The sequence below is a fragment of the Leeuwenhoekiella aestuarii genome (assembly GCF_004104055.1).
GTDB lineage: Bacteria > Bacteroidota > Bacteroidia > Flavobacteriales > Flavobacteriaceae > Leeuwenhoekiella > Leeuwenhoekiella aestuarii.
Genome location: NZ_QOVJ01000003.1, coordinates 235,737 through 262,142 on the forward strand (window position 1 = coordinate 235,737; position 26,406 = coordinate 262,142).

17 protein-coding genes are annotated in these 26,406 nt (G+C 38.1%); 8 read left to right on the plus strand and 9 right to left on the minus strand.

What is annotated here, in order from left to right:
* Nucleotides 1-2 precede the first annotated feature (2 nt).
* Together DSM03_RS10000 and DSM03_RS10005 are read left to right on the plus strand one after the other, a co-directional pair.
* Complete coding sequence (locus tag DSM03_RS10000; protein ID WP_128760376.1) at nucleotides 3-1,724, plus strand: hypothetical protein; 1,722 nt, start codon at nucleotides 3-5, stop codon at nucleotides 1,722-1,724.
* Between the two features lie 89 nt (nucleotides 1,725-1,813).
* On the plus strand, nucleotides 1,814-2,506 hold the full coding sequence (locus tag DSM03_RS10005) for a peptidoglycan DD-metalloendopeptidase family protein (RefSeq protein ID WP_128760377.1): 693 nt from the start codon (nucleotides 1,814-1,816) through the stop codon (nucleotides 2,504-2,506).
* Here DSM03_RS10005 and DSM03_RS10010 read toward each other — a convergent pair.
* On the minus strand, nucleotides 2,503-3,348 hold the full coding sequence (locus DSM03_RS10010) for an AraC family transcriptional regulator (protein WP_128760378.1): 846 nt from the start codon (nucleotides 3,346-3,348) through the stop codon (nucleotides 2,503-2,505). The two genes, DSM03_RS10005 and DSM03_RS10010, sit on opposite strands and share 4 nt — an antisense overlap.
* A 444-nt stretch (nucleotides 3,349-3,792) precedes the next feature.
* Between DSM03_RS10010 and DSM03_RS10015 the strand changes: the two genes are divergently transcribed.
* From DSM03_RS10015 to DSM03_RS10035, 5 genes are all read left to right on the plus strand, one after another.
* On the plus strand, nucleotides 3,793-6,132 hold the full coding sequence (locus tag DSM03_RS10015) for an alpha-L-arabinofuranosidase C-terminal domain-containing protein (protein WP_128760379.1): 2,340 nt from the start codon (nucleotides 3,793-3,795) through the stop codon (nucleotides 6,130-6,132).
* Between the two features lie 14 nt (nucleotides 6,133-6,146).
* Nucleotides 6,147-8,846: a DUF5695 domain-containing protein gene (locus DSM03_RS10020; protein ID WP_128760380.1), complete on the plus strand. Its 2,700-nt coding sequence runs from the start codon at nucleotides 6,147-6,149 to the stop codon at nucleotides 8,844-8,846.
* A gap of 3 nt (nucleotides 8,847-8,849) precedes the next feature.
* Nucleotides 8,850-10,523: a M1 family metallopeptidase gene (locus tag DSM03_RS10025; RefSeq protein WP_236638760.1), complete on the plus strand. Its 1,674-nt coding sequence runs from the start codon at nucleotides 8,850-8,852 to the stop codon at nucleotides 10,521-10,523.
* A 218-nt stretch (nucleotides 10,524-10,741) separates the two neighbouring features.
* The gene (gene eutB / locus DSM03_RS10030; protein WP_128763136.1) at nucleotides 10,742-13,081 is read left to right on the plus strand and encodes an ethanolamine ammonia-lyase subunit EutB; all 2,340 of its coding nucleotides are present in this window, start codon (nucleotides 10,742-10,744) and stop codon (nucleotides 13,079-13,081) included.
* A gap of 133 nt (nucleotides 13,082-13,214) precedes the next feature.
* Nucleotides 13,215-15,047: a DUF4859 domain-containing protein gene (locus DSM03_RS10035; protein ID WP_128760382.1), complete on the plus strand. Its 1,833-nt coding sequence runs from the start codon at nucleotides 13,215-13,217 to the stop codon at nucleotides 15,045-15,047.
* A gap of 465 nt (nucleotides 15,048-15,512) precedes the next feature.
* Here DSM03_RS10035 and DSM03_RS10040 read toward each other — a convergent pair whose 3' ends face one another.
* Together DSM03_RS10040 and DSM03_RS10045 are read right to left on the minus strand one after the other, a co-directional pair.
* Complete coding sequence (locus DSM03_RS10040) at nucleotides 15,513-16,124, minus strand: DUF1684 domain-containing protein (protein WP_128760383.1); 612 nt, start codon at nucleotides 16,122-16,124, stop codon at nucleotides 15,513-15,515.
* Between the two features lie 10 nt (nucleotides 16,125-16,134).
* Nucleotides 16,135-17,016 (minus strand): AraC family transcriptional regulator, encoded by an 882-nt coding sequence (locus DSM03_RS10045; RefSeq protein ID WP_128760384.1) that lies wholly within the window; start codon nucleotides 17,014-17,016, stop codon nucleotides 16,135-16,137.
* Between the two features lie 101 nt (nucleotides 17,017-17,117).
* Here DSM03_RS10045 and DSM03_RS10050 point away from each other — a divergent pair, with 101 nt between their 5' ends.
* Nucleotides 17,118-17,465: a DUF983 domain-containing protein gene (locus DSM03_RS10050; RefSeq protein ID WP_236638761.1), complete on the plus strand. Its 348-nt coding sequence runs from the start codon at nucleotides 17,118-17,120 to the stop codon at nucleotides 17,463-17,465.
* Between the two features lie 58 nt (nucleotides 17,466-17,523).
* Here DSM03_RS10050 and DSM03_RS10055 read toward each other — a convergent pair whose 3' ends face one another.
* The 6 genes from DSM03_RS10055 to DSM03_RS10080 all read right to left on the minus strand — a co-directional run bounded on the left by DSM03_RS10055 (nucleotide 17,524) and on the right by DSM03_RS10080 (nucleotide 26,361).
* Entirely contained in the window at nucleotides 17,524-20,769 is a 3,246-nt protein-coding gene (locus DSM03_RS10055) for a S41 family peptidase (RefSeq protein WP_128763137.1), read from the minus strand.
* Between the two features lie 260 nt (nucleotides 20,770-21,029).
* Nucleotides 21,030-21,512 carry a hypothetical protein gene (locus DSM03_RS10060; protein WP_128760387.1) on the minus strand — a complete coding sequence of 161 codons (483 nt, stop codon included), beginning with the start codon at nucleotides 21,510-21,512 and terminating at the stop codon, nucleotides 21,030-21,032.
* A 145-nt stretch (nucleotides 21,513-21,657) separates the two neighbouring features.
* Nucleotides 21,658-22,962 carry a DEAD/DEAH box helicase gene (locus DSM03_RS10065; RefSeq protein ID WP_128760388.1) on the minus strand — a complete coding sequence of 435 codons (1,305 nt, stop codon included), beginning with the start codon at nucleotides 22,960-22,962 and terminating at the stop codon, nucleotides 21,658-21,660.
* A 216-nt stretch (nucleotides 22,963-23,178) separates the two neighbouring features.
* Complete coding sequence (locus tag DSM03_RS10070) at nucleotides 23,179-24,039, minus strand: CPBP family intramembrane glutamic endopeptidase (RefSeq protein WP_128760389.1); 861 nt, start codon at nucleotides 24,037-24,039, stop codon at nucleotides 23,179-23,181.
* 40 nt (nucleotides 24,040-24,079) lie between these two features.
* Entirely contained in the window at nucleotides 24,080-25,276 is a 1,197-nt protein-coding gene (locus tag DSM03_RS10075) for a DUF418 domain-containing protein (RefSeq protein WP_128760390.1), read from the minus strand.
* Nucleotides 25,277-25,317: 41 nt separating this feature from the next.
* Nucleotides 25,318-26,361 carry a serine hydrolase domain-containing protein gene (locus DSM03_RS10080; protein ID WP_128760391.1) on the minus strand — a complete coding sequence of 348 codons (1,044 nt, stop codon included), beginning with the start codon at nucleotides 26,359-26,361 and terminating at the stop codon, nucleotides 25,318-25,320.
* Nucleotides 26,362-26,406 lie beyond the last annotated feature (45 nt).

Below are 26,406 nucleotides of genomic sequence, written 5' to 3' on the forward strand. Positions count from 1 at the left end.
TAATGAGAATCATTGTTAATTTTTATGTAACCCTTTTAGCTGCTGTTTGTGTTATTCCGCAGGTGATTGCACAGACCAAGACCACGAAGCTTGATGAGCGTTTTTCTACGAGTTCTGATGCTGCGATTATTGCAGATACACAATATGCAGATGTGGTTTTTGATGACTGGAACAAAAATGAAGTAGCAGTAGAAGCGATTATAGAATCTGAAGATCTTTCTAAAGAAGAAATCGAAGAGCTTTTAGAAAGCTGGCAAATAAGCATTCAGGGCAATAGCTCTGGAGTACGCATCATTAGCAGGGGAGCACCTGCAGCGGTTACTGTAGCCTTAGGCAATACGCAAATGCGTGGAGTAAACGATCTCATTTCATCTTCTATGCAGATGATGAAACCGGTAATGCAAAATATGATCAGCCCGATGCTTGAGCAGTTTTCTTCAATGCAACTACCCGCTGAATATTATAAAGGAATGAATGCGATTTCTTTTGATTACCAGGCGTACAAACGTGATGGCACCAAATATCTGGAGCAATACAAGCGTAAAGTAGAACAGACTTTTGGTGAAGACTTTGATGTGGTAATGAAAAAGTGGGAGCAAAACAACAAGAAAAAAGTAGCTGCTGGTCAAGGTCTTGCAGGCAGTAGCCTTTTGGGCATGCCAAAATCTCCTTTCGGAAAAGAGATGAGTTTTGACAGTGCGCAATATAACAAGAATAAAAAAGCCTATGTAACCGCTATGAATAAGAAATACGGTACTAACGTAAATCTTGATCAGGTAGAAAAATGGCGTAAGGATATAGAGGACTGGGGAGATGATTTTGGTGATGATATGAAAGCCTGGGGAGAACGCTTTGGTAAGCAGTTTGGTGGTTCTGCGGAAGCATTAGGAGCTAATTTTGGCCGGGCATTAGAAAGTGATATGGCCGCTATGGGTCAAAATGTAGGTAAAGCAATGCAAGGATGGAGCAATGATTTTGCTCAAAAACTGCAACAAATGGCAGAAGAGCAAGGCGGGAGTTTAAAGAAAACGGTTACCCGTGATGCTAATGGGAATGTGAGCACTCAAATGACCTATAGTTTTAGTGGCGATTCTCCTGCTGTGACAGCATCAAAACCAAAAGGTTCATACAAGCGCAAGATAATTGTGCATATGCCTAAAGAAGCACGCTTAGATCTCAATGTGCGTCACGGTAATATTCAGATTGAGTCGGCTACTAATGCACGTGTGAATCTGGCTCACGGTGATTTTATCGCAGAGACTATTTCTGGAGATAAGACCTTGATCAATGTAGCATATAGCCCGGTGGATGTAGCATCTTGGGATTACGGCACTTTACGAGCCAGTTACCTTAAAAATTGTGTGATAGAAAAAGTAAAAAGCATCAATATAGATTCTCGTGCAAGTAGTATTGTTATTAAAGAATTAGAAGACACCGCTGTGATCACCGGAAGTTTTGGAGAGTTATCTATCCCTAAATTAGGCAAGAATTTTAAGACCTTAAATATTAGTGTAGAGAATAGCGATGTGGTAGTTAATCTCCCGGAAACACCGTTCCATTTTAATTTTAACGGTGTCCGCAGCCGCTTAAACTACCCTAAAAGTTTAGATGCAAAAGTGATGGAAGGCTATAACAGCAGTATGGTTAACGGTTTTTATAAATCCCGTAATACAGACAGTATAATTGCAATATCATCTAAGTACAGTGATATTGTTCTTAATTGAGTTTTAGTTTTAATTGTTTTAAAGTCCGTTCCTGCCAGAACGGACTTTTTTATGCCTTATAGTTGTGTGATAATTGTATTTTTGGCGCGATGGAACACGCAGTTTTTTTAGAACGTTTAGCTAAGTTGACTACTACATTTACTCCTGTGGTGGATGCAGCTTATAAGGCTCATACCTATCGTTTTTTAGATCTTTCAGTGACCAATACAATTTTAGAAGAAGTTGATACCACTTCTGCGGAAGCGATACAGGTTTACATCAAAACTTTTTTAGCTAAGACCGGTGGTCAGGTAGCTTACGGTGGGTATTTAGAGAAAAGAAGCATCTACGACCGAAGCATTTATTTTAATAATGATAACCCAGATTTGAAACGAAACATTCATCTGGGGCTTGATGTGTGGTGCGGTGCCGGTACAGCAATTTTAGCACCTTTGGAAGGCATTATACATAGTTTTAAAGATAACCGTAACTATGGTGATTATGGCCCGTGTATCGTGCTAAAACACCAATTTGAAGATTTGGTCTTTTATACCCTTTATGGGCATCTATCGCGAGAATCTATAAATAAATTATCTTTTGGTCAAAAAGTAAAAGCAGGAGCTTTAATCGCTCACCTCGGGGAACCAAGTGAAAACGGTGATTACAGTCCGCATTTGCATTTTCAGATCATAAAAGATATCGAGAATTATGCGGGAGATTATCCAGGAGTTTCTACTCAAAAAAAACTGCCTTTCTATCAGGAGAATTGTCCTGATCCTCAACTATTATTAAAGATCAATTAAGCTACATTGATACGATAACGCGTGGGCGTAGTGTGCTTAAGCTCTTTAAATTTTCTATTAAAATTAGCTATGTTCTGAAACCCACAAAGCTCAGAAACTGCAGAAACAGAGAGCTCCCGCTCTTTATAAAGCAATTTACAGGCATGTTCAATTCGCAATTCGATTAAAAACTGTAAAAAGGTCTTATTGGTTCGCTTTTTAAAATAACGGCAAAATGCATTCTTTGTCATATTAGCGACTTCTGCAATCGTGTCTAATGTGATGTTTTCCTGAAAATGATTTAGCGTATACTCATAGACATCATTCATTCGTTTTCCTTCGATTTCTGTATATTTTTTGTGGTATACAAAAGAAGATAGAGGCACTTTATCAGACTGTTGAATGCGGTCAAGTATCTGTAAAAAAGTGGCCAAGCGCTCAATGCGGTTTTGGTTCTTTAAACGGGAGAACTTTCTTATCAGTTCTTCAGAATTAGAAGAGATTTTCATTCCGTATTCTGCCTCGTTGAAAAAGTTATCAATTCCGGTAAGATCAGTTAGTTTAAAAAATTCTTTACCAAAAGAGTTTTTAGTAAAAAAGAGTGTATACATAATTGATTTATCGGTGGCATTGTCATCACTTTTAAAAACGTGTGGAATGTGTTCACCAATAACAAGTATGTCATTTTCGTGATATTCATTAATGGTATCACCCAAGATCAAACTGCCAGATCCTTTTGCGATATAGCTTATTTGTATTTCTTCATGTTCATGAAGTTTGTCATAAAAACGGTCTTCGTGATCTTCTTGATAGACTAGAGCTTCTTTTCCGGGCTTAGGGATTTTAAATGGGAGAACTTTCATGATTTGTAACAATTGTGCTATAAAGTTTGCACTAAAAATAGATACAGGTCAAGTTTAGGGTTAATATAATATCAATATTGGTTATTTATAGACCATTAGAAGGTCACTTTAACATTTACAGAATCTTCATTTTGATTAAAACGTTTTATTATAACGTTTTCTGTTTGTTTTGATACATTATTAACTACAACGGAATAGTCATAGGTGATTTTTAGGTAATATATAACAATCTACAGCTAATATCGGCAAATTTTATTGTTGTAAAAATCTGTTATTTTATCAATTAGATATAATTATGACTAAAAGCAGTCAATAGACTTCTCAGTGTAGGGACTTTACTTGATAAGTTATCTTTTATGCGAAGATTATTTATAAGGATTGTTTTAGTGGCAACATGTTATATTGAATATTTAACTCCAGATGGTACTTATTAAACTGATATTTATGCGTAAGGCTTTATTTTTTTTGCTATTCTGTTTATTATTGCGTTGTTCTAAGACAGCTGTAACAGATACTGTACAAATTCTCTCACCAGCCACTACACAAAACTTTAAGAATGCCGATTGGGAAACCGAATACTGGAGTAATCAGGAGAATTACAGTGATACTAGTTTAACCGATTCAGAGACCCGTGTTTTGATAATTACACACGATACGCTTCAGGCAGGACGTATATTTAAGAAGGTTAATATTAAACCATATTCCCATTATAAAGTTACCGGATTTATAAAAACCGAAAATGTATTCGCAGAAAAAACGGGAGCGGGAGCAGGTTTTGATTTGGGGAATTTTGAAATTGAGAACGATACGGTTTTTACGGGTACAACAGATTGGACACCTGTAACAATGGAATTTGATTCTGAAGGTGATGATAGTTTTATTATTGCCTGTATATTGGGTAAGAGTGGCCCTGCAAAAGGTAAAGCCTATTTTAAGGAAATTCAGGTTGAAGAAATCTCTGCTCAAGTTTTGCAACCGACAATTTCGATAGATTTATCAAAAGAAAAAGAGCCCATGTCTCCCTATATCTACGGACAGTTTATAGAGCATATGGGTAAATCTATCTATGGTGGTCTATGGGCTGAAATGCTATCTGATCGAAAATTTTATCATAAGCCCGGAACCAGCGATTCTCCATGGGAAACGACAATAGATACAACCAAGATTGCTTTAGATGCTAAAAATGGGTTTTCAGAAATGCCACTTCCTGTTTTTGATATCAAAGATGATTCAGTTCTTATTTATCAGGACTCTATTTCCTTATACGCTGATAAATCTTATAGCGGTCGTATTGTTTACAAAGCAGAAGGTGATATTACGGACGTCAAAATTGGTTTAGAATCAACTTATTCAACAATTTCTATAGGTTTAATGAATTCTAATAGTGCAAATTTTATTACCAAAGAATTTGAACTGAAACCGACTGCAAATTTTGGAGATCTTGCAAAGCTAACTATTTCTTTTGAAGGCGCCGGTAACGTTACAATTGCCGCAGTCTCACTAATGCCTAACGATAATATAGACGGCTTCCGCCCTGATGTGATCGCTTTATTACAAGAACTGGATGCGCCTATCTACCGCTGGCCGGGTGGGAATTTTGTTTCCGGGTATGATTGGAAAGACGGTATAGGTAATCCCGATGCAAGACCTACACGTTATGAACGTGCCTGGGATGGTTTAGAATACAACGATGTGGGAATTCACGAATTTATGAAGCTTTGTGAAATTCTTAATGCAGAAGCTAATATTGCTGTAAATACCGGTCTGGGAGATGCAGAATTGGCTGCTAATGAAGTCGCTTATTTTAATGGCGATGTCTCGACAGAGATGGGGAGCTGGCGTGCAGAAAATGGTCATGCAGAACCTTACGATGTAAAGCTTTGGGCAGTAGGGAATGAGATGTTTGGCGATTGGCAACTGGGTCATATGCCTGTTGAAGACTATGTGAAAAAGCATAATAAGGTTGCTGAAGCAATGTGGGCTGTAGATCCCGATATAGACTTGATTGCTGTAGGTTTTCCGGGAGCATGGAATGATATGATGTACTCCCATACTGCAGAAAATACGACCTATATCAGTGAGCATTTTTACCGCCAGGATTGGCACGCAGGGGGTCTATTGACACATGTAAAACAAATGCCTGATGCGATTAGAGAAATTGCAGAAGAGCACAAACGTGCCAGAAGGGAAATCCCTGAGATTAAAGATCGAACTATTAAAATAGCACTAGACGAGTGGAATTACTGGTACGGTTTGCATGAATTTGGTTTGCTGGGAACTAGATATTTTCTAAGAGATGCTCTGGGTATCGCCGCAGGATTTAATGAATTTTCGCGCCAATCAGATATGTATTTTATGGCAAATTATGCACAAACTGTAAATGTGATCGGAGCGATAAAAACTACAGATACAGATAGCTGGTTAGAAGGAACCGGTTTGGTTTTAAAAACTTACCGCAAGGAGTTTGGTACGAGACCGGTAGCCATTAGTGGAGCACCACAACCTTTAGAAATTGCCGCAACCCTAACCGAAGATGGAAATTATTTGACACTTTCGGTAGTTAATGCGACCCATCAGGAATATAGATTGAAACTGGACTTTTTAGAACAACAAATTGATGATGAAGGACAAGCATTTATCATTACCGGTGAAAATGATATGGTTTATAATGATGTGGCGCATAAAGCGAGTATTTACCTTTTAGAAGAAGCATTTAAAGTCAATAATAACAGTATTTCGATCAGAAAGGAATCAGCAGGGATTTATAAGTTCAAATTAAATTAGAAATCAACATACGCATGAATAACTATAAGAACACTATAAAGAGTTTTCTCTTTGTATTTTTATGTGCTGCAAGCACAGTCAACGCCCAGGGATATTGGGATAAAATTACCGCTAAAGATTCTACTTTAGGTTTGGAGCAGGGCTTTGAAACCTATGAAACCACCCAGTTTATTTTAAAGTTGGTTAAAGCGTCTCAAACAGTCGCAGCTTTATCCCCAAAAGAAAATCCCGATTTTGACTTTACTCCGGGAGATCGCCTGGCTATCAGATCTCGAGATAGCCTATACCAGTTAGGAGATGTGAATTTTAGAATTCGGAATGCAGATTCAGAAGCGTGGAAATTGTATTCTACCGCATACCAGCGCAAGCCGGTTAAAGCCTTTACAAAAGCAGGAGCACTTGCAGCTGCAGATTTAGCGGCAACTTTGCCAGAAGGTCTTCCGTTAGAAATTATTAGATATTATAAAGTAGAAGACGGAGATCTGATCTTAGCTTTTGATTTTAAAAATACAACTGATCACAAAATTGAGTTGGGAGCGCTGGGAATCCCAATGATTTTTAATAACATTTTAGAAGGAAATTCTCTGGAGAAAGCTCACGCTAAAAATGTGTTTTTTGATCCGTATATCGGAGAGGATGCAGGTTATCTTGAAGTTAAAAAGTTAGACGGAAAGGGTAAAGTGCTTTTAGTGCTTCCTGAAGAGAATATGCCATTTGAAGCCTACCGCCCGTTGTTAGATGATCTTACACCACGCAGTATTGTTTTTGAAGGTTACCACGAGTGGATGTCTTTAAGTAAAGCTTATGCTACTAACGAGTGGGAAGGTGTAAACCAGTGGAACACTCCTACAAGTACAGTTTTAAACCCGGAAGAGACCCGTACGTTCTCCATACGATTAACCTTATCTCCATCTATTCAGCAGGTTTCTGAAACCTTGACAGAGCAAGAGATTCCGGTTGCTGTTAGTGCTCCTGGTTATGTACTTCCGCAGGATGTAAAAGCAAAGCTGTTTTTAAAATACAAGGCAGCTGTCGCTTCAGTATCAATTGAACCTAAAGGATTACTTTCGGTAGAAAAATTAGAGAATACCAAAACCGGTTATATCGTTTACGAAGTTACCGGAAACCAATGGGGGAGAGCACGTTTAAACTTAACGTATACAGATGGAAAAACGCAAACCATTAATTATAAAGTAATCAAAGCAGAAGAAGAACTCGTTTCTGATTTTGGTGAGTTCTTATATGAAAAGCAATGGTTTGATGACGATACCGATGTGTTTAATAGAGCACCATCATTAATCTCTTATGATTATGAAAACAAGAGACAAGTAACTCAGGATTCTCGTGCCTGGATTGCTGGTTTGAGTGACGAAGGTGGAGCCGGAAGTTGGTTAGGAGGAGCAATGAAAGAACTCATTCAACCTGATCAGGAACAAGTAGCAAAATTAGAAGATTTTGTAAATCAAACCGTTTGGGGAGTTTTGCAAAATAATGAGGGCGAGCATAAGTACGGTGTGCGTAAAAGTGTTTTCTATTACGAGCCAGAAGAGATGCCGGCAGGTACGTATAATGATACAATTAACTGGAAAACTTGGGCTGCCTGGAATAAAGAAGGTGCAGCAGACCCTGGTAGATCTTATAACTATCCACACGTTGTAGCTGCTTACTGGACGCTTTATCGCTTATCACGATATCATCAAAATCTGGTAACGCAAAAAGACTGGAAGTGGTATCTGGAGCAAGCTTATGAAACGACTTTAGCAATGGTTAATCATGCGCCGTATTATGCGCAGTTTGGGCAGATGGAAGGCTCCGTTTTTTTATATGTTTTAGAAGATCTAAAACGAGAAAATCTTGAAGAAGAAGCGACAGTTCTAGAAGCTGAAATGAAAAAGCGTACTGATCACTGGGAGAGTTTGGCGTATCCTTTTGGTAGTGAAATGCCATGGGATTCTACCGGTCAGGAAGAGGTTTATATGTGGTCAGATTATTTTGGTTATGATGCAAAAGCAGCAGTGACTTTAAATGCCATTTTAGCCTATATGCCAACAATGCCGCACTGGGCATATAACGGTAACGCCCGTCGTTACTGGGATTTCTTGTATGGAGGTAAACTTTCTCGCGTAGAGCGACAAATACATCATTACGGTTCTGGCTTGAATGCAATTCCTGTTTTAGATGCTTATCGCGAGAATCCAGAAGATCTACATTTATTAAAAGTAGGTTATGGTGGTTTACTGGGTTCGGTTGCTAATATTACTAAAGATGGTTTTGGAGCGGCAGCTTTCCACAGTTGGCCTTCTACGTTAGATATTGATTACCTTTCAGGGGATTATGGTTCTAATTTTTATGGATATGCCGTTAATTCTTCTGCCTATCTGGTTAAGGATGAAGATTTAGGTTATTTAGCTTTCGGTGGAAATCTTTCTGAATCTAAAAATGAATTGAGCATGCAATTAACAACGGCTGCTAAAAATGCAGTGTTCATTCAGCCTTTAAAATTATGGATAACCCTTGATGCCGGAAAGGTTGAAACGGTGATTTATAATACTAAAACAAAAGAAGTTATACTGAAGCTAGCTGCGAAAGATGTTTATACTTCAGATGCGTATCTAAACCTTCCGGAAGGCTATAAGCTCAAGTATAATCAGGTAAGAGGAGCTTATAAAATTCCATTAAAAAACAAAGCGATTAGTATTACTCTAAAACCCTAAATTTTGAGAATAAAGAAATTAATAGTCATTACAAGTCTGAGCCTCTGTTCCCTTGCAGGTTTTGCTCAGCAATTTACAAAAGCAGATACTTTACGCGGGAGTATAACACCAGAGCGCGCTTGGTGGGATGTAATGCGTTATGATATCGCTGTAAAACCGGTTTATAAGACTAAATATACCAGCGGATATAATGAGATAACTTATAAGGTGGTTCAGGAAGAGCATCCAGATGTGATGCAACTAGATTTGCAAGAACCGCTTGTTATAGATCGTATTCTTTTTGACGATTCAACAGAGCTTACATTTAGGCGAGAAGGAAATGTGTATTGGGTAATTACCGAGCCACAGCAATTGAATTCTGAGCATACAGTGAAAGTGTTTTTTAGTGGGAATCCGCATGTTGCAGTGCGTCCGCCTTGGGATGGTGGTTGGTCGTTTTCCGAAGATAAAGAGGGGAGACCTCTAATGACCGTTACCTGTCAGGGGCTTGGTGCATCTATCTGGTATCCTAATAAAGATCATCAGAGTGATGAACCAGACCGTGGAGCATCATTAACAATGCGTGTGCCCGGTGAGCTTACCGCAATCGCAAATGGAAGATTATTGAATAAAACCGAGCATAAGGACGGTACAACCAGTTACAAATGGGGTGTAGAGAACCCAATTAGTAATTATACACTCATACCCTATATTGGCCATTATGAGAATTTTAAAGAGGTTTACCCGGGAGTTAAGGGTGATCTGGATCTCAACTATTGGGTGTTGGACTACAATCTGGATAAAGCTCAAGACTATATGCCAAAAGAAGTGCATAGTATGCTTAATGCTTTTGAATACTGGTTTGGACCGTATCCGTTTTACGAAGACGGTTACAAGCTTATAGAAGTTGATAATACCGGGATGGAACATCAATCTGCAGTTTCTTACGGAAATTACTATGCAGGTGGATATCGAGGTCGTGATGGATCTGGTACCGGTCTGGGCTTGACTTGGGATTTTATAATCATACACGAGAGTGGTCACGAATGGTTTGGTAACAACATTACCACAAACGATCTCGCTGATATGTATGTACACGAAAGTTTTACCAATTACAGCGAGACACTTTTTATAGATTATAATTACGGGCCAGAAGCTGCAAATGATTACAATTACGGCATCCGTCAGGGAATAGGTAACAAAACACCAATTATTCCAGCATATGGAGTGAATGCACAAGGTAGTGGAGATATGTATCCAAAAGGCGGGAATATGCTGCATAGCATTCGTCACAGTATTAATAATGATCCGCTATTTCGTAATATACTGGCGGGTTTGAATCAGACCTTTCATAACCAAACTGTTGATGGCAAACAGGTGCAGGAATATGTTTCCAGAAAAGCCGGGTTTGATTATTCGCATGTTTTTCAACACTATTTAACCACAACTGATATTCCTACTTTACAACTGTATGTTGATGCAGAGCATCACGAAATTAAATACAGGTATGTAAATTCTTTACCTGAATTTAATCTTCCGTTGAGTTTGGTTGGTACTTCAGAAGAGCTTAAAATTTATCCTGTGGCGAACAAATGGAAAAGCACACCTATTACCAATAAAAATCAATATTTGTTTACACCAGCACGTATTGAGTATATGTACTATTTAAACGTTGAACTGGTAACTAAGCTTGATTAAGTTTAAAAACTAACTTTTAAATTGTCGGTTTATATTTTGAAGAGCCCTAAAACTGTAATAGTTTTTAGGGCTTTTTTTGTTTAAATGAGGTTTTAAATTTCATATATGATAATACAGACGATCTATTTTATAAAATCCACAAAATCAGATCGATTTAACGCATTACAAACAAAGCCCGATTACTTTTTAGCTAACTTTAAGTAGATGAACAATTTACTATGGAAGCAATTTCTAGAAAGAATTTTTTAATTCAAATGGGTCTTATGAGCACGGCAACACTACTTTTTAATGGATGTAATTTTGCAGGAGAACAAGGTGAGTCTTTAAATTCTGTAAAGCTTGATCCAGCAAAAAATGGTGAAGATATTTTCAGTTACATTCAGCGAAATCAAGATAAATTAGATTTTGAATTGTATCGAAAAATAATTGGTGCAGCAAACGAATTTAAAGAAGGCGACCTCACTTTAGGTCTTGCAGCGGCGGATGAAGAATCTCGAAGAACGGCTCGTGAACTCTTGGGTAATACCAAAGTTAAGGCCATAGATGCACACTTAATCTACGAGGATGACTTGTATAACCTAGTGCAACAAACTACACAGATTCCTTCTTCAGCACTTCAAGAGTTCACTTTAGGAGAATTAAAAACCTTTATTTTAGAACAACCGGAAGCTGAGATCAAGCGTATTATGCCGGCACTTTCTAGCGACGTAATAGGTTGTGTGGTTAAATTGATGTCTAATGAAGAATTGATTCTGGTTGGTCAGAAAGTGTTCAACCCTTTAGCGGGAAGTAAGATTGGGAGTAAAGGCTACTTGAGCGCGCGCGTACAGCCTAATTCTCCAACAGACCACCCGGATGACATTGCATGGCAGGTTTTTGATGCCTGGTCTTATGCGGTAGGTGATTTAGTTCTGGGTACTAATCCGGTATCAGGTGATCCGGTTTCTGTAGCAAAAATTGAAGCTACTCTTTATGATATTTTGCAAACGTTCCGTTTAGAAGAAACGCTTTCTAACTGCGTACTTTCTCATATAGATGTGCAGGCCAAAGTAGAACAAAGTCAACCCGGGACCACAGGTATTTGGTTTCAAAGTCTTGCCGGTACAGTAGCAGCCAATAAAACTTTTGATGTGACTATAAAAAAGATGCAGAAGTATACGAAGCTGCGTAACGCGCAATATGGCTTGTATGCAGAAACCGGTCAGGGAGCTGATTTTACAAACGGTCATGGAGCCGGTTTTGATATGGTTTTACACGAATCTAGAAAATATGGCTTTGTTCGGGCTTTGCAAGAACAACTCAAACAACAAACCCCGAAAGGACCCCAACCCTGGGTTCATGTAAATGATGTTGCAGGATTTATAGGTCCTGAAGTTTTTAAGACTAGAGAACAATTAGTACGTTGTTGTTTAGAAGATACAGTGATGGGTAAGTTACACGGCCTTACTATAGGTCTCGATATTTGTTCAACCTTGCATATGGACATTTCGCTAGATGATTTGAGTTGGTGTATTGAGCAGCTGATGCCCGCTAATCCTGCATATCTGATGGCACTACCCACTAAAAATGACCCTATGTTGAGTTATTTGACGACCTCCTTTGCAGATCACGTACGCATACGCGAAAAATTTGGTTATAAAGTAAATGATGCGATGTGGGAATTCTTTAAAGAGCTAGAAATTATAGATGCTGAAGGAAAGCCCACTGAACATTTTGGAGACCCAAAATGGGTGTATTATAAGTTTAGACAAGCAAAAGGTGATTCCAGAAGCAAAGCTAAAATTGATCAGGAAGCGTCACTTCAACTCCAGAAAATACGAAATCGTGGTGTATCAATTGCAGAAGGATATGGAGACCAAATTTGGGATTTAGATCCACAACTCGAAGCTGAGGTTAAGAAGCTTTATGAGGATGCTAAAGAAAGCTTATGGACGCCAATGGCTGAACAATTTGCAAATAGTATTGAAAATGCATTATTGATCACCACACGATCTGAAGATCGCAAAGACTATGTATATCATCCCGAGAGTGGTGAAGAACTATCCTTTAATGCCACAAGCAAGCTCAAAAAATTACGACAAAGTTGGTCTGCAGTTCCAGATGTACAAATCATCATTTCTGATGGTTTAAATGCTCGAGCTTTGATGGATGAAGGTCATTTAAAACCTTTTTTGATTACACTAAAAGAAGAATTGAAAAATGCTGGTTTAAGCATCAGTACTAAAAATCTGGTCGTAACCCATGGACGCGTACGTGCCGGTTACGCCTGTGGAGAGCATTTATTTGGAACTAGTAGAGGCCGGCAAAATAAAGCCATTGTGCACATCATAGGTGAGCGCCCCGGCAGCGGACATCATAATTACTCAGCCTATCTCACAGCGGCACCTCCAAAAAGTTGGTCACAAAAGCGTTGGGTAGATCACGATATTACCCGTGTGGTATCTGGTATTTCTGATACAGCACTTGATCCTGAATTAGCAGCACAACAAACAGCAACTATTTTAACAAGTTTGCTGAAAAAGGATTTTAGAGAGCTGAAAGCGATGAAGAGTGCGTAGAGCTATATTTCTAGAAAAGATTTTAGGTTTTGTTAAAAAGGTTAACTTATGTTTAATACCGGTTTAGATTATATGATTTTTTGATTTAGAAGCCTGTTAATTTTGAAGTGATTCAATCAATAACAGCTGATATATGAAAAAAATTAACGGAACTCTTACATTATTTGTTTTAGTCTTTAGTCTTTGGTCTTGCACAGTAGAATCTTTTGAAGAAGATGAAAATCCACAAGAGCCACCTGTGGAATCAGATTTTGAGATATACAAACCTCAAGAGTTTGGTGATATGGATTATGAAGATGATTCCAGTACATGGAGTTTTGATCGCAGCCGCGAGTCTGAACATTTCATCATCTTTTGGGACGCAAAATATAATGATGTAGACCCTGGCTCAACTACAATCCCTGAGCAATACCGTGTTAACATTGACAATCTTCTGGAAAAGGCCGAAGTGTTTTATACCTTAAATGTAGAGCAGCTCAAATTTGCAGATTTGAATCTGGAAAACACCAAGCTCAACACCTACAAGATGATGATTTTCCTTTACTATCAGGATGAGTGGCTGGCAACAGGAGCTGGTTATGATGATGTTATTGGTGCATTATGGATTAGTCCCGGGACTACACAACCCGCAGGACATACATTGGCCCATGAGATAGGTCACTGTTTTCAATATCAAGTGTTTGCCGATTTAGGTAATGGTCACGGTTTTCGTTATGGTTTTGGAGGAAATGGTGGCAATGGCTTCTGGGAACAAACGGCCCAGTGGCAGGCATTTAAAGCTTTTCCGTCACAGGTTTTTACAGCTTATGATTTTAGTGTTTATATCGAGAATTACAATAAACACCTTCATCATGAAAACTACCGGTATGCCAGTTATTTCATCCATTATTACTGGACTCAATTGCATGGGCAGGATTTTATAGGCCGTTTATGGCGTGAAGCCGAACAGCCCGAAGATCCGATTCAGGCTTATATGCGCTTAACCGGTATTGATACTGAAGCCTTAAATGATGAGATCTACGATGCAGCATCCAAAATGGTTACCTGGGATCTTGACGAACTCCGCGATTTAGGAGAAGATTATATAGGAACTCAAAAATTTGATTACACCACAGGCGAAGATGGTACGCATATGGTGGCTAAAACCTATGCCCCGCAAACAACCGGATATAATGTGATTCCACTTAAAGTACCAGAAGCCAATACAGAAATTCAGGTAAACTTCAAAGGCCTAGCTAATGCAGCAGGATTCAATACGGTAGATGCTTCGATAGCAGGATGGCGTTATGGTTTTGTTGCACTTAAGAATGGAGGAGAACGTGTTTACGGAACGATGCAAAGTTCTGCCGAAGGTGAATACAGTTTTACGGTGCCCGAAAATTGTTCGAAATTATGGCTGGTGGTTACCGGTGCGCCTACGCAGTATAGTGCACACGCGTGGGATGATGATAACAGCAATGATAAAGAATGGCCTTATTCGGTAAAATTTACCAATACCAATATTTTAGGTTATGTTGATTCATCGGGAGAAGAAACGCCGGAGTCTAAAGACTTTAAGTATAATCTTACTTTTCCTGCAGATGCCGAAGCGTATTCCGGTAAAACGGTAGCTGTAGATGCAGATCAATTAGCCACTGCTTTTCAGCTTTCTACCAATGAAATCACGGCCAATATTGGAGGTGCTATTAAATTTTATGCTATAAACAGTAATGGGAATTTGATTTCAGAAACCACAGCAAATGGTTATGGGCACTGGTTTAGTTCGGCTGGCGATGTAGTAAGTTGGGGTGATACCGCATATTTATTTTCAGAATTTGATGAGGCCGGATTAAAATTCAGTATTGGGCAGTTTCCCAGTCGCTTAACAACGGGAGATACCTATACGATCAAGCAGGCTTTGATTTATGAATATGAAAGCGGAAAGTCAGTACAGGCTACGTTCACTTTCGAAATACAGATTGAATAATCGAATAGCAACCGGATTATAAGAGTTTCCCGGAGAATTAGCTTTGCTATTTTTTTTTAAACGCATCTTTGGTATTTTGGGGAGTAGTAACTTTTCCTTAGATGCTTTAGGTGCGTTTTGATTTATGGGAACAAACTGTCCAGAGATAAGACTTTAAAGCTTTTCCATCTTATTTTTTACTACATGTGATTTTAGTATTTATATAGAACTTCAGCAGTTATGGATTACTCTGAAAGCGGATAGGTAAAGTAGATTTCTTTATGCGAAAAATTAAAATAAAATCACGCATCTTTTCCCTATATGCCGATTGGTAAGATTTTAAAAAGGATTATAGGCGTGCGGAGTATATCCGTTAGGATTAAGTGACAAATCTATTTCTATAAAAATTAATAGGCAGTCCATAAAAAAGCAGCTTATCTCAGTTGATTTTATTATTGTTGAGATATCCCTCTGGCAATTATTAAATCACTTATGTTTTTCAGGACCTCGTATACCCGCCTTTATTTCTGTTTTTAGATCATTAACTTGCGGTGGAATGGGGCAGGAGTAATTAGGACTATACGCGCAAAACGGATTATATGCTTTATTAAAGTCAATGACAATCGTTTCCCCTTCAGGAATTCTTAGATCAATATAGCGCCCGGCTCCATATGTTTCTACACCACTGGTATAATCTGTAAATGGCAAGAAAAGATAATCCCGGTATTCTTCAGTTTCCCGTAATTCTGGGCTTTGATAAATAGTAAGTTGATAAGGTTTTCCATCTAATTCAAACGAAGCAATTGCATAGGTTTCTTCTTGCTTTATCTTACCTGAAGAAGTCGCAAAATCAATTGTTGCCGGATTTTCAATACGGTAAAATTGAGCCATAACCCGGTATGTGGAATCGATAGGATAGAATTGATGTCCTTTAAAAACTTTTTGTTCTTCCGGAGTTAGCGGAGATTCCTCTGGATTTTTATATTCTGCATTAAGGTCTTTTTGAAATTGAAGAATTTTGTTTTCATAATCAGATTGGGCAGTTAAGTTTTCGTATAGGCCGACAAACAAAATTGCGAGTAAGAAAGTGCGAAGCATAAGGTATCGTTTAATGAGCATATTGATTTTTAAAAGCTTTGGGGCTTTGATTGGTTTTGGCTTTAAAAATACGCGAGAAATAGGCATAATCTTCAAAACCTAAAATTTCTGAAATTTCATTTAACGAATTTTCAGTATGTACAATAAGTCTCTTGGCCTCCAGAAGCGTACGCTCGTGTATTAAATCGGTTGTGGTTTTATCTAAAATAGTTTTGATTATCCGGTTGAGGTGTTTTGTTGTTATATTCAACTGTTCTGCATAAAATGAAGCTGATTTTTCGCTTCTGAACTGTAAATCCAATAATTTTTCAAACGACTTGAGAATAGTGAAGTAGGTAGCTGAAATTGAACTTTCAAATACGTGTTCTTCCGGAATATAAAGACGGGAAAGATCAATATAAATAAGATTGATCAGGTTCGTTAGTTTTTCAGTTTTGTAAAGTTTCTTAGTGCTGTATTCGGTGTAAATTTCTTCAAATCTTTTTGTGATATCTTTTAATTGAAAGGGAGTCAGAGTAAGTGTAGGAGAATTGTTTACCGAATAATAAAAAGGAAAATTTTCAAGACGCTGTTTTGAAAGCGTAATTTCAAAAACCTCAAGTGTATGAAAAAAAAAATATCCCTGAGGTTGAGTCTCAAATTGCCAAAAATGCGTTTGTCCGGGACTGAGAAAAAAAACCGAACCGGCTTGAATGGGGTACGTGGTGAAATCAATCTCGTGCGTACCCATTCCTTCTGTAAATAGGACACACAAATAAAAATTATGGGTGTGGGGCTTGTGTACCAGTTTTGAATTGGTAACTATGTGCTTCGCAAAATCATTTGCATAAAAATTAGAGTCTGTAAATGAGTTATCAAAGGTCTCTAATTTTAGTATCGGAATTTTTTGCATAACCAGATGTATGTCCTAAATGTACAAAAAAGTACGTCTTCGGTCTAACACAGGAATACCATCTTCAGAATACCTTTGTAAAATAATTCAAAAGGACAATTATGAGTTTACTTACGATATTAAAGTTTAAATGTCCCAATTGTAAAGAAGGAGCTATTTTTGAATCCAATCATCAGTTGTTTTCCTTTCACGTGCCAAAAATGCATACACATTGTAAAACGTGTAATTTAAAATTTGAAAAAGAATCGGGTTTTTTTATAGGTGCTATGTATGTGAGTTATGGAATTACGGTTGCAGAATTTCTTTCGATATTTGTACTTATGCACTTTGTTTTCAATACCTCGTTAATGACTGCATTTTTAATTGTAGTGGCAGTGATTATACTTGCGAGTACTTTCAATTTTAAACTAGCTCGTACATTATGGATTTATCTTTTCTATAATAAATGAGAATGCTAATTAGTATAAAAAAACCTGAGCGGCTGCTCAGGTTTTCTTGATTTCAAAATTAATTTCTCGTTTTATCCGGATATTGAGGTGTAGTCAACGTTTTTGGTGGATTCTCCTTCAGTTGTTTTAAGATGATCTCAATCGCTTTTTCAAGCTGTGGATCTTTCCCGGCAATTACTTCTTTGGGAGTCTGTTCTACCTCCACATCGGGTGGAGTCCCTACATTTTCAATTCCAAAACCTTCTTCATTATAAAAAGCTACGTTTGGTGCGGTTACCATTCCACCATCTATAAACTCCGGATACCCCAAAACGCCTACGAGTCCGCCCCAGGTACGTTTACCCACAAGGGTTCCCAGTTTATTTCTTCGGAATAAATACGGTAAATAATCTCCACCAGAACCGGCAGTTTCATCAATAAGCATCACTTTAGGCCCTTGTATCGAAGCACTGGGTGCTTTCATGTCTTTTCCGTAACGGAAATTCCAATAACTCTGCATTGGCTTATTGAGCAGGTCAATCACATAATCAGCCAGCTGACCACCCCCGTTAAAACGCTCATCAACAATGATCGCTTTTTTATCGGCTTGTGGGTAGAAATACCGTTTAAAATACTCGTGACCCCCAGTAGCGGTATTGGGCACATAGACATAAGCAACCTGACCATTTGTAGCTTCATTTACTTTTTTAATATTACCTTCTACCCAATCCCGGTTTCTTAAATCGCGATCAGAAGCAATAGTTGTTACTGCTTCATCGTGAGCATTAGCGCCGTTCGCATTTGCAGCTAAAGTAAGCGTTACCAGTTTGCCGGCTTTATTCTCAAAGAAACGATACAGGTTATCTGAAGCAGTCACTTCTTTACTATCTACTTTGATGATATAATCACCTACACTCGCATTTACTCCGGGTTCTGTAAGTGGAGAACGCAGATCCGGATTCCAGTTGAGACCGCCGTATATTTTTGAAATTTGATAGCGGTTATTGTTCATAACATAATCAGCACCCAGTAAACCACCGCTTATGCTTTCTTTCTCCACTCTGTTATCCCCACGATAATCAAAACGGTGATGCCCTACAGATAGTTCTGCAAACATCCAACTCATCAAGCGATACAAGTCACTTTTTGCAGCAGCATCAGGTACAAATATTTCGTATTTTTCTTTCATTGCATCCCAGTCAACACCATGCATTGCTGGATCGTAAAAATAATCACGGTTTACACGCCAGGCTTCATTAAAGATGTTTTTCCATTCTTTTTTAGGATCAATTTTAACTTGAATGCCTTCTAAATTTAAGGGAGCTTTGTCAGCTTTTTTACCAAGGTCTGAAACGAACCAACTGCCAGAATCGGCATATAGCATTTTTTCGCCGTTGGCGGAAATTTCGAAGGAGTAGGTTTCAAGTAATTCCTCATCTTTTTGTTCTGCAAGATTATAGAGATGCATAGTAGTTGCTCCATCGTGAGAAGGGTAAGATAAATAATACAACATCCCTTCTTTTGGTACAGCTAACGAACCAAATTGTCCTGTTCCTACAGGTACTGAAACCATACGGTTCATAATACCATCCCAGTCTATTTTTAAAGTAGGGATTTCTTCCTTTTTATCCTCTTTTTCTTCAGCCTCTTCTTCTTTTTCAGCAATAACTTCTACATCATTTTCTTTAGCAAAAGGAGATTTCACCTCTTTTTGTAAGGTGATTAAATAAAGTGCATTTGAAGATTCCATATCCTGATTAGATTGATCAAACCAGTTCACAACCGGTCCTGCATCTGTAGAGCCGGTTAGATAAAGGTATTTTCCACTTGGATCAAATGTAGGTTCGGTAACATTTGAAAGGCCGTCTGAAATAGGATAGGATTTGTTTTCGCTAAGCGAAAAAATATAGGCTTGTTCAAAATTAGTTTCGGTAATCAAGGTATAAGCTAGCCAATTAGAATCTGCAGACCAGCTCCCGAAAAGATCTCGATAATCTGCCGGTTGATATAAGATATCTTGCGCTACTTTTTCAGTTTTACCTGTAGCAACTGTTGTGATATATAGATTTCTTCCGTTGTCTACATAAGCCACTTTTTTACTATCTGGAGACCAGTGTAAATGGGCATAAAAACCAGTGCCATCTAATTGGATGGCTTTAGCCTCATCTAGACTGTTCTGATTTTTTATATGCAATTCATACTCACCACTTGCATCAGAGAAATAAGCGATAGACTTGCTGTCTGGCGACCATTTAGGGAAGGTCTCGTGAACACCCGGAGTTTCTGTTAAATTAGCAACATCTCCTTTTTCTGCCGGTACGGTAACAATTTCACCTCTAAAATCTACAACAACACGTGCACCTGTAGGAGAGATACCGGCGCTTCGCACATAGTCGCTCCCACTCACAAAGCGCGGACGTAATTCTAACAAATCTGTAGCAATACCAATAGTCAGCTTTTTTAAAGTTTTTGTAGCCGGATTAAAAGTGTGTAAATAACCCGCTTGTTCCAAAATAATAATCCCGGTTTCAGATATCGAAACATCTTGTAAGCCATAGTCTTTAAAATCAGTTAATTGCTCAGCTTTTTTGGTGTTGATATCATAACTGTACAAATTGAATACGCCATCTCGATCGCTTCTAAAATAAACCAGATCCCCTAAGAATTCTGGTTGGGTGTCATTACTTCCTGAAGCTGGTTTTGGGATTTCAACAATTTCCTGAGTTGCAGTATCAAAAATAAATATACGCGTCTGTGCGCCGCCGCGGTAATGTTTCCATTGGTTAAAACGATCAGGAATTGGAGTGTATGCAATGTGTTTTCCGTCACTAGAATAACTTGCCCAGAAGGCATTAGGGATTTCTAATTCTGCCGCCTGACCACCATTAACAGGAACTGTAAAAAGTTCTGTGTATCTATTGGTGAAAATTGCCCGTTGTGATGCAAAAAGTACGTGCTTGCCATCTGGGGTAAAACCCCGAACATAATCAGGATACGGGTGCCAGGTTAATCGGGTAGGCACTCCGCCTGCGGTGGGAACGGTAAAGACATCCATATTACCATCGTATTCAGCGCTAAAAGCGATTGTTTTACCATCAGGTGAAAACACCGGGTTATATTCAACACCTTCATCTATAGTGAGCCTGCGCGGTTGTGAACCGTCTTTATTAGCTACCCAAAGATCTTCTGCATAAATAAAAGCTATATGATCTTTGCTTATAGCCGGCTCGTCCAGCAACCGGGTATCTACTTGATCGATCTGGCAGTAACCACTCAGAGAGAGAAGTGCAGCTGTTATACTTAAGATTTGATTTTTGATTTTCATGTTTTGATTGATTTTACTCGATAATCGAGATTTAAATGTTCCAAGACTTATCTCGTTTTAAAATGTATTTTTTAGTTTAATGCTTCGCGGGTCTGCCTCGAAGTAGTTTACGATTTTCAAGTTACTAAAAACCGCTTTGAATTTAATCTAAACTGCACTTTTCAAATGAAAAAAGTCCATTGAATTTATTTTCAACGGACTTTTCAATTTTAGTGATTCTGTTTAGAGAACGATAAAAAAAACAATAGGGTAATTGCTTATTATTTATCTGAAGTTTGTTTTAAAGCCTCTTGCTCGGCTTCAATAGTTTTCAATTCGGTTTTGATCTGATTGAGACGCGCTGCAATCTCCTCATTGTTCGCTTCCATATCTGTAAGCTGTTGCTCCATTTGGGTTACAGTAATACTATCTGACATAAAATAAGCTTTTAGCTCGCTGTGGCTTTCTATGGTGCTTTTGAGTTTGTTCAACGTTTCGGCTTGTTGTTTGAGCAACATTTGATGCTTTTGCAGATCAGCCATCGCAATAGAATCGGTTTCTTCAACTTCCTTCAATTTATCGCTTAAGGTTCTGGTATCTGCTTTAAGTTGCTCGTGAGAAACAGTCATCGCCTCGTGAACGACCTCAAGACTGTCAGTATGCATTACAAATTCTAAATAGTTATCGTGTAATGTTTTACGGGTGTCGTCGCAGCTCACAAAAAGTATTGCAGCAAAAACTGCTAATACAATTAATTTTTTCATAGTGTCGGTGTCGTTAATTAACAGATTAAATATAAAAAAGAAAGTAGTGTATGGTTTGTTAAATAATAGTTAGATTTTTAAAATGACCAAAAAAAAATCCGCTACAGATGAACTACAGCGGATTTGTATAGGATATACATAAATTTTACTCAGACTTCGGCTTTGAGTTGAAACGCTTATTAGGCCTTCCCGCTGTTTGCTTTTTTGGTCTGTGACTTTTATTTTCTGAATTACCACGTGATCTATTAGATCTGTTGCGGTTATTATTACGAGGTGGTCTGGCAGCTTCAGTTTCAGAAGGATCATCAGGACTATCAATTAAGAATGGATGCTCTGCAACAACATGAATTTTTTGTTTGATGAGTTTCTCGATATCCTTTAAATAGGGGCGCTCATCTTGCGCACAAAAACTAAGAGCTACACCGCTTGCTTTTGCTCGACCGGTACGTCCTATACGGTGTACATAAGTTTCAGGAACGTTAGGCAAATCGTACTGTATAACCATTTCTAATTCTGAAACGTCAATACCTCTTGCGGCAATATCAGTAGCGACCAGAACCTGCGTTTTTCCATCTTTAAAAGCACTCAATGCTTTTTGACGGGCAGCTTGTGATTTGTTACCGTGAATGGCAGCAGCATTGATACCGGCTTTATCTAATATTTTTACAATCTTATTCGCGCCGTGTTTTGTACGTGAGAAAACCAATGCAGTTTCGGGTTTTTCCGTTTCAATAAGATGCTTCAGCAATTTAGCTTTGCTTTTTTTACTCACAAAATAAACCGTTTGATCCACGCGCTCTGCTGTAGGCTTTTCAGGAGCGATACTTACTTTTTCAAAGTCGCCCAGAATAAGCTTAGAAAGATCTATGATTGCCTTAGGCATCGTAGCCGAGAAGAAAAGCGACTGGCGCTTATGCGGTACAAGTTTCAAGACTTTTTTGATATCGTGTATAAAACCCATATCGAGCATTTGGTCTGCTTCATCAAGCACCAAATATTCAATATCTTTTAAGCTGATAAAACCTTGCTTGACCAGGTCGAGTAAACGGCCTGGTGTTGCGGTCAAAACATCTACTCCTTTGCGCATTGCACTTACCTGAGAAGCTTGTTTTACTCCACCAAAAATCACCGTATTTTTTATACCGGTGTATTTACTGTATTCTGCGAGGTTATCGTCAATTTGTATAGCGAGCTCTCGCGTAGGTGTAATGATTAAAGCTTTGAGCTTTCGGCCACCTTTACCCGAACCAATATTGTTATAAATTTGTTGCAAGATAGGAATGGTAAACGCTGCCGTTTTACCGGTGCCCGTTTGTGCCGAGCCTAATAAGTCTTTTCCTTTAAGAAGTATTGGGATGGCTTGTTGCTGAATGGGGGTAGGGTGGGTGTATCCTTTATCGGCAAGAGCGTTAAGGATAGGGTCTATAAGACCTAATTCTTTAAATGTCATAAATTCTAATAAGCGGCAAAGATACGGTTATTTTAAGTGCTTAGGCCTTATTTAACTTAAAATACTGGTTTGTAGGTTGATGCGTTTTGTAAAAGTGTGTTTCTCTAAAATAACAACAGATCTTTAAGTGTATCCCAATTGGAAAAAATAAGGTATCCTATAATAAAAGCGGCACCAAGTAAGAGAAGTCTTTTAGAATCTGGGGTTTCGCTGTTATTATTGGATTGTGACATGACCTTTAGATTTATTTTGGAAATAATAAATGATAGCGGCTATCGCAATAGCTTGTGCGATAACAGATAAATAGGAACCTTCAAAGCCAAAAGCACCACCGTTGAGTTTATTTGCTTCTTCGATTTTAATGTTGATCAAGTTGTAAAAATTTTGTCCACTTACATTAAAGCCATACAGGCCCTGAAATAAATTCCAACTCCAGTGCAAAGCAATTGGAAACCAAAGGTTTTTAGTATACGTGTATGAAATTCCCAGCAAAATTCCTGCAAGGAAAATATTAAATAGCCCAAACGCACTTACATTAGGGTTTAAGCCATGAGCAAGTGAAAAGATCATTGCAGAAATGAGCAGAGCCACATACTTATCAAACGAAAGCATTAAATTACGTTGTAGGTAGCCTCTAAAGACACTTTCTTCTACTACAGCAATAATGAGAAAAAAGAAAGCAGAAAGGAGTAATTCTGTAAAGTCTATATTGAAACTTAAAAAAACCAGTTCGTTTAAGACATATAAACTAGCATAGCCTAAACTCATAATAAGCAATCCTAAAAGCAAACCCAATGCAAACTCGTGTAGTCGATTCTTGGTTTGAAAGCCCAATTGTATAAAGGGTTTTTTATCTACAAAGCGCATAAAAAGCCAAAGTATAAGTAGCGTACCCAGCAAATCAAAAAAATGAATGATCAGACTTTGAGTCGTGGATCTAGCTTGTGAGGAATCTGTAAAATCTACTTGAGCGACGAGCATTCCTAAAAGTTGAAATGCTATAACACAAAATAGATAAGGTGCAATAAACAGCAGGATGCGTTGCCAACCCTTAAATCGTGAGGTTTGTTCGGTCATTTTATTTTAAGTGTTTTTATATGAGCAATACGTATATGGATCAATTAGAAATAGGAATTAGTCTCTTGTAAGTAAGACAGCGCCAGATCCATTCTAAGGGGCCGTATTTGAAGTGCTTCAGCCAAATTTTACTCAGTATTACCTGTACACAAAATAGTATAAGCGCAATGATAAGCGTTTCAACAGGTTTTAACGTTTCATATAATTTGAACCCTATTGAAGAGAATAGTATGAGACCTAGGAAACTTTGTAAGATGTAATTCGTTAACGCCATACGGCCAACATATTTTAAAGGATTTAATACTTTTTGCCAGGGTGTGTAATACCAGATCCACCCAATGAGCCATAGATAAAACAACCCCATTGCTACATCACATATGACCATCAATTTGATGAATAGCGTTCGTATAAGTTCAGTTTTGTAACAATCCAAATCGGTTAAAATTTCTAAAAAAAGCACCCGATATAAATTGGTTATCAGTGCGACTACAAGAATTGGTGTTTTGATCTTGAAAATAAAAAGCTCAAGTTTATTTACGATTTTATTTTTACCTAAAAACAATCCCAAAAGAAACATCGATAAAGCTACAGGTGCAAGAAAGCCGAGAAGCATAGGAAGATTGGTTACATATTCTAAAAAGCGCAAGTGTAGCCCTTCTAGATAGGTTCCGGTTGTGATTATGTCATTAATTTTGGCGCCATTATAATCACTTAAATACACATAAGGCTCAAAATGAATAGTATTAAAAAAGCTTTCTAAAAAGAAATCATAAAAGGGAAAGCATAATAAAATCAGCGCAAGCGTAATTATAATTTTATTGGAAAGCTTGATAAAAATAAATGTAAAAAAGCCTAGTAGTGCATAAAGATGCAATACATCACCTGACCAGATGAATACGATGTGAAGCACACCAAACAAGAAAAGAAAGAACATTCTGCGTGATAAAAATCCTTTTATGGGCTTGTGTTCATTTTTTCGTTTTAAAACTTGCATCGCAATCCCCAGACCAAAGAGCAAGGAAAATATGGGAAAGAATTTAGTATAAAAGAAAAGCTGCAAAACTTTTTGAGTGATTAGATCTGCAGGAGCTGTAAATTGAGCAAGATATGCGTCCTGATTGATAAAGGTAGAATGCATAATCACAATATTAACCACAAAAATTCCCAGCACTGCAAAACCACGATATATATCTAGTACTTCAATGCGTGTGTTAGGTTTTGTAGGAAGCGTACTCAAGGTTTTTCAATTGAATTTTCAATGCTTTAAAACTACTCGATTTAATTGGAAGACTCTTTGGTTAAAATTTTTACGACCCTGTTGTACATTATTTCTGAAAGATTCCAATTGTATCCTTCAAAATTTACGGTGTTAGTAAATTGTATGACAACAGCATCAAGGTCTTTATGATATTCAGCAATGGTCTGATAACCGGGAATAAGTCCGGTGTGATTCAATTTATAAATCGAATTATAAATAGCACGTTCCTGAGCATCCCTAAATACCGAACCCTCATTAAGAGCACGAATAAAAGTGGCCAGATCCTGAGCTGTAGCAAGCATTAGGTCATTATCGTCTTTTTTTAAGTCGTTGGGATAGCCCACATAATACCCGCTCATTACCCGATCTGGATCAACATTGTGAATAGAACCATAGGTATTCTCAAGGTTAAGAGGTGCGAGAATATTCTCTTTTATATAAGCGAAAGAAATTTTTCCGGTCACTTTTGTTATGAGTTCGTGAAGCAGTAGGTAATTGGTATTACAATAGGCATAATCGGTATCCGGTTTAAAGTCCGCCGGTTGATCTAGAATCAATGCCAGCCGCTCTTGGTTGTTGTCTTTCGGCTTTGCCCAATACATATACGTATCGGTAAAATTAGGAATCCCGCTGCGGTGTTGTACGAGCATACGCAAGGTGATCTCCTCTGCATATTCAATGCGATCTGACAACTCTGGAAAATAATGTGCTAAAGTCTGATCTAAATCAAGCTGTCCATCGCGCACCAACTTGGTAATGGCTACAGCTGTGTAGAGTTTACTTACACTTGCTATTTTAAATAGAGCATCTGCTCTTGCCGGTTCTTGTGTTTCTCTGTTGTGAGTCCCGGCAGTGAACCATTGCGGCTTCTTACCAGTCTGATCAATATAGACAATGATTCCGTCAAAGCCGTAGTCTTGGGCTTTATTAACCTGTTCTTGAATGCTATCTGGTAAAGGTTTGATCCAGGCTGTTACAATGGGCCACGGAACAAAATATAAAGAGGTAAGTGTTCCTACTAAAAGCAGGACTCTAATTATTGTTGTTGTACGTTTAGAAGCCATTGGGTTATACAGGGTTTAGCCTATAGGTTAACTTACAGATAGATT